Below are 5,895 nucleotides of genomic sequence, written 5' to 3'. Positions count from 1 at the left end.
AATCAAAATTCTCTCAATTTGGAACTGCTCATGCTTATTTCTTTTTAGGAGCTGACTTTAGGGGGTATACTCTTACATAGTCAATTTCCATACGTTGCGGGAAAATACTTTCGTCTACTCCTTTGAGACCGCCCCATCCTCCTCCAACTGCAATATTTAGTAAGATATGGAAAGGTTGATCAAATGGATATTCTTCCCATCGATTGCTTACTTTGGGAAAAGACAAGATCAATTCGTTATCGATAAATGCCTCTATTTTGTCAGGTGTCCAATCTACGCGATATACATGAAAAGCTGTATGAAAATCAGGAAGCATTTTATTGGCTGAGCGCTGAGTACCTTTGATATGATTGAAGTCGCGAGTATGTACCGTGGCATGTACACGACCAGGGTCGTAGCCCACGTGCTCCATAATGTCGATTTCGCCATTGTCAGGCCAATAGGTTTTGCTATAAACTTGCTTAGTAGCCAACATCCAAATGGCGGGCCAAGTGCCTCGTCCTTCAGGAAGTTTGGCCTTAATTTCGAATCTCCCATACAGAAAATCCCCTTTGCCTTTGGTCACTAAACGTGCCGATGAATAGGCATTGTCCTTTACTGTTTCCTTTAAGGCTTCGATAATGAGTACACCGTTTTCGACACGAGCATTTTTAGGTTTTTTTTCAGTATAATATTGTAGTTCATTGTTGCCCCAGCCATGGCCGCCCACATCATAGTTCCATTTAGTAGAGTCAGGAAGTCCATTTTTGTTAAACTCATCAGCCCATGAAGGTTTTGAAGCAAACTGATAGGTTTTCGTTGGGATGTTTTGTGCCAAAGCCCAAAATTGTAAGCAAATACATAGTCCAGTTAATACATAGCGTTTTTTCATAGTTTGTAAATTAATGTATTGATAATAAGCCTTTTATTAGAAATGTTAAATGAAATATAAAAGAACAAATGTAATATGAATATTTTTATATAAAATTAGAAAAATTATATTTTATGGGTGTTATTTTGCATAATTTATTGGATTTTAACCGTAAAATTCCTATATTTAATCTAAGGAGTTTAGAAAATAAAGAAGAATCAAAAACATACTCAATACCTAAAACTCCCTTTCTTTCGGACTACTAACACACAGAATCAAAGAATGCTCTCTAAAGTCCGAAACGCCTTAATTATTGTTCGATATACTCTTTCCTTACTTGATTAACATAGTTACCGTCTTGTAAATAAACTATGTTATAGTCAGAATCGATAATTGCTTTCTAGAAGTTACCTCCATAGTCTCTCCCAACCGAGAGACCTAAATTTATATTGTTCAAATTTTAACTTTATACAAAGCCATGATTGATATTCACGATTTTTTCAAACGTACTTTTCCAGATGCCCTAATTGCTAATCCAAGCGTATCTTCTTTACATCCAATGAAGCTTCGTTTGACCATTTATGGCGAACGAGAAGGAGAGTGGATAGTAGATACGACGGGCGTACCAACTTGCTATGTAGCTTCCTCGGAGCAGTGCGAAAACTCGATAAAAATGTCTTATGCAGCATTTCAGAATTTTATAAAAGACCCAATAGGATTGGCGTCGTCGTATGCCTCTGCTGGATTAATAAAAGTACATGGTCGTCTGAATTTACTTCCTCATTTTTCTAAGTTATTTAAAGTCGTGAAAAGAGGATAGTACATGAGTCACTATATCGAATACCTTTAAAACAAAAGCGGCTGCCCCAGTGGAGTAGCCGCTTTTGCTTGTTATATAGATTGGTTTACTATCTATTTCTTATTAAGATTGTTGATCCAAGCAGCAATTTTTTGAATATCCTTTTTAGGAACATGGCTCATTGGCGCCATTGGCGTTGCAAAATCTGGCCAGTTTTCTGGTTTTGGTTCTGCAATCAAAGCTTCTAGTTGAGCATTAGTATATTTGCGTTTTGCTACTTCCGAATACGCCGGACCTACAGCACGCTCATTTACTTTGTGACAAGCCAAACAAGTATGTTTTGACAACAATGCCATAGCTTCTTTGTCAGAAATAATTGACGATACCGCAGCAGTTTTAGCACCAGCTTTTGGTTTAGCGCTACCTTTCATACCTTCAGTACTTGGAGCAGCTTCTTTCATTTGATTATCTGGCGTATTGGCCGCTGCACCTGCATCTACTCTTTCGCGTTGAGCTCTAGTTTTTGGCGTAACCAAGGTAATGTTTGCTTTTGGCCCCGTAGGAATGCTGTTTAAAGTATAGTAGGCGCTTCCGTGTAACAATGCCAAGCCATCTTTAGCAGATTTAACACCTTCTGGTTTGATATCGTGGATATAACCTTCACGAAGACCATCTACTACAATTCTTACTTTCAAACCATCTTCTGATGCCTTTGCACCACGTACAGCATTATCCTTACGATCTACAATCGGACTACCATACACTGGGTGATATTTGTATGTGTAGCTCGATACGTCGTAGTTGTTTACATCCTCAGCAGTCTTTTTGTTTACAGGCATCGTAAACTCGATTTCAAAGCCATCAGGCATAGCACGAACAGCCTTCATTTCGAAAGGCGTTTTTCCTGTATAAACCAATCTTTCTAGACCGTAATCTTCTTTACCCACAGAACCCCAACCACGGTTTGTACCACCTACATACATACCTTTGTCGGTACCCCACGACATACGCAATACACCCGAACGGAAGCCCGAGCGGAAGTCGAAAGATGCACCTTGGTATTGTCCATTAACTTTTTCGAGAAATACACGAGCAATTTTTGACATACCTTGGTCACCTACAAAGATTTGACCAGCAAATGGACCAAATGCACCACTCGTTTCGTCTGCGATAATTTCAGAAGTAGACACTCCTAATACCCCGTGAGGCAACCATACCGCTGGCGATTTGATATTCATGTTTGGATAGGTCTTATGAGCCATTTCATAAATGGTAGTCATAGGCTCATTTTTCACATATTCAGGTTTTACTTTCGGGTCGTCGCGAGGATCAACTTTTGAAAAAATCATATCCGCACGCATCTTCACGGGCGATTCAGGACGGTTTGCCCATTGCAACGAAGCAGGGTGACCCAAGAAATCACCTTTTTCTACATGAGTGATAAAACCAGAACCCATCCAGTCTCCTTGGTTATCGCCATAGAAAAATTCGCCATTCAACATACCAATCCCACACGGAGAACGCATCCCTGCGGCATAAGGTTGCATGTTGCCATCTTCGGTAATACGCATAGTCCATCCACGCCAAGGTACAAGAGATTTACCAGCCCACCAATCAGAGTCACCAAAACCTACGTTACCAGTTACATAAAATGCGCCATCTGGCCCAATTTTAGGCCCAAATGAGTACTCATGATAGTGACCAGAAATAGGCCAAGCATATACCGTTTCATAGCGTTCGGCTTTGCCGTCGCCGTTTTTGTCAACCAATTTTGTCAACTCACCACGTTGTGCGCAATAAAGGCTTCCGTCTTTGTAAGCTAAACCCAAAATTTCGTGCAAACCACTTGCAAATTTACGATAAACAGGCTTGGTTGAAGTTGGGTTTTCGATGATATACACATCACCACGACGTGTTGACACTGCAACATCGCCATTAGGTAAAGTTACCAAACCTCCCACTTCAAGAACGATACCTTCAGGGATAGGTACTTTTACGATTTTGTAATAATCATTTTCAGTTGGGCCATCTTGAGCAAAAGCCCCAGCACTCATACATCCTGCCAATAGGAGTGCCTTAGATACTGAGTTGAATACAGATTTTATTTTCATTGTTTTGAAAGTCAAAATTGATGTTTTTCATGCCAAAAGGTTTTCTTTTAGCTTAAAAAAGTAGTGAATCTATGTGCCGAGTAAGCTTTTGTTTTACCAACTTACCTAGACCAATGATTACCACATAATTGCGTACTGTACTTTTTCTGAAGCTGGTACAGTTAATACTTTCTGAGTACCTACCGATTCGATTGTAGCACCCGAAGCCTTGATATAGTAGCTTTTGCCATCTACTGTGTAAGTATCGTCAGCTACTTTGCTGATTTCGTTGCCCAAAGCCAAACGAACTACTTGTCCCGCTGGATTTTTGATACTCAAAGTACGAGTCAAATACTTATTATCAGTAACACGGATTTGGTCCTCTACTTCGCTACCCAACATTTTGTAACGGAAAGTAGGAAGGTCATTGGCATCTAAATCATACCCTAACGGACGATATGCTGCTGCTTCGGTAGGAGTAGCCGTAGAAGAACCTTTGTCGGCATTTGCTACCAATACAGGACTGTCAGGCAAAGTCAATAAGGCTCCACGAGCACGTGAAGAACCATCACCACGGTCATCCCACATTGGAGATGTATCCAAGAAATCACCTTTCCAGATTTGAACGATAGCGCCGTTGTCTAGGTCATAAGTATAGTGCAAGTTGCTTGGGTTACCTACATTTACCGAGTGTACTACACGCTTTAATTTTTTACCATCTTTGAAAAGGTCTGTAAACGAACGGAATACGATTGGTTCTTTGGCATCCAATAAAATTGGATCTGCTGGAGGGCCAGCCAAGGTAGAAGCTAGGCTATGATAAGCCGTTGAGCGAAAACTTGGGCCTTGTACCCACATACCTAAGATTGGAGGCATCCAACCATCTGTTTTATATACGGTAATTTCTACAGGGACTTTACCCGCAGGCAAGTCCATTTCAGCAAAACGTTTATCTCTTGAGAAAGTCCATGCATCTGGCAACAATTCTTTGCCATTGACATTTACATAATATTTACCCGCAAGTTGGAATTCGAATGAATGCTTACCAGCCTTCGGAACATCAAGGGTTGTTGTGAAGATTTGAGCAAAATCATTGGTTTGCTTACTTACATCCCAAGATAGGGTATTGATGGTACCAGTAGCATCTGGTTTTTTTGAAAGAAAATCTTTTGGCTCTCTGAATTTACCATAGAATACTTTATAAGCGATAGGTGCCATCTCAGCAGGCTTACCACTTAGGTCAGCTACTTTGAAGTTACGGAAAGCTACAGCACCGTGGTCACCTTGAATCATAAATGGACCAAGTGGCGCTTCATCTTCAGAGATAGGGCCGCCCGTTGGACCAGTCAATTCTACATTTTCATGAAGAACATAACCGTTTAACTTAATAGAAATCACCTTAGCATTTGCGATTTTTTTACCAGCAGCATCAAAACGAGGTGCTTGGAAAGAAATCTGCATGTGTTGCCACAAACCTGGTGCTAAACATGCATTGATACGTGGTGCGTGTCCTTCATAAAGGTATTCTTGTGGAATAAATTTGCGACGCTTATAGATACCACCGCAGTCACCATAGGCAGGCTTTTTTACGCCCCAACTGTCAAGCAATTGGATTTCGTAACGTCCTTGTAAATAAAAACCAGAGTTAGAATGAGATGCCATCATAAAGTCAAACTCTACATCTACATCGCCGTATTCAGCAGCAGATAATAAGTTTGCACGGTTGTTGGCGTCAGGGAGGTTGACCAAAATGCCTTTTCCAGCCTGAGTGGTCATTGTTTCATTTTTTGTGAGGTCGGCAGTTACGTCACCAGCGATTTGCCAGTTGGCTTTACCCGTTGGCTTCCAGAATGATAAATCATTCAAAGAAACAGTCTCTTGTGCGAAGCTTCCTAATGGCAAACACAAAGACATGACCAAAAGTAATTTTTTCATAAAAAGAGTTTTTGATATGAATAAAAATAGAAATTGGGAATTTGCCCTTAAATTTAACACTATACTTGGTATTTGTTATCCTGAAAAGCAAGAATCGGTAATAGGTTGTCGATTTCTCATAATTTCTGAAATGTAAAACGATAAATTTATCAAAAATTAGATAAATTTTGGATAGAGTAAGTGAACAGGATTATTTGTTTTAGGCACAAGGCAACAGGCAT

The 5,895-nt window shown here is 40.1% G+C and carries 4 protein-coding genes; 1 reads left to right on the top strand and 3 read right to left on the bottom strand.

What is annotated here, in order from left to right; translation table 11 throughout:
* Positions 1-34 precede the first annotated feature (34 nt).
* Complete coding sequence (locus ACOVQ4_RS19020; protein WP_421822189.1) at positions 35-871, bottom strand: glycoside hydrolase family 16 protein; 837 nt, start codon at positions 869-871, stop codon at positions 35-37.
* 457 nt (positions 872-1,328) lie between these two features.
* Here ACOVQ4_RS19020 and ACOVQ4_RS19015 point away from each other — a divergent pair, with 457 nt between their 5' ends.
* Positions 1,329-1,670, top strand: a complete 342-nt coding sequence (locus ACOVQ4_RS19015) for a hypothetical protein (protein ID WP_421822188.1) — start codon at positions 1,329-1,331, stop codon at positions 1,668-1,670.
* Positions 1,671-1,762: 92 nt separating this feature from the next.
* Here ACOVQ4_RS19015 and ACOVQ4_RS19010 read toward each other — a convergent pair whose 3' ends face one another.
* Positions 1,763-3,760, bottom strand: coding sequence for a c-type cytochrome (locus ACOVQ4_RS19010; RefSeq protein ID WP_421822187.1), 1,998 nt, complete (start codon positions 3,758-3,760; stop codon positions 1,763-1,765).
* 117 nt (positions 3,761-3,877) lie between these two features.
* Positions 3,878-5,674, bottom strand: coding sequence for a 3-keto-disaccharide hydrolase (locus ACOVQ4_RS19005; RefSeq protein WP_421822186.1), 1,797 nt, complete (start codon positions 5,672-5,674; stop codon positions 3,878-3,880).
* Between the last annotated feature and the right edge of the window lie 221 nt (positions 5,675-5,895).

This window comes from Flectobacillus sp. (genome assembly GCF_049240685.1).
Lineage (GTDB): Bacteria > Bacteroidota > Bacteroidia > Cytophagales > Spirosomataceae > Flectobacillus.
Note: the sequence above shows the minus strand (reverse complement) of the source record. Positions and strands in the feature narration are given on the sequence as shown.

What these genes read in the sequence shown, in the direction of transcription:
- ACOVQ4_RS19020 (WP_421822189.1), bottom strand. Translation starts at nt 871, where the DNA reads ATGAAAAAACGCTATGTATTAACTGGACTATGTATTTGCTTACAATTT.
- ACOVQ4_RS19005 (WP_421822186.1), bottom strand. Translation starts at nt 5,674, where the DNA reads ATGAAAAAATTACTTTTGGTCATGTCTTTGTGTTTGCCATTAGGAAGC.
- ACOVQ4_RS19015 (WP_421822188.1), top strand. Translation starts at nt 1,329, where the DNA reads ATGATTGATATTCACGATTTTTTCAAACGTACTTTTCCAGATGCCCTA.
- ACOVQ4_RS19010 (WP_421822187.1), bottom strand. Translation starts at nt 3,760, where the DNA reads ATGAAAATAAAATCTGTATTCAACTCAGTATCTAAGGCACTCCTATTG.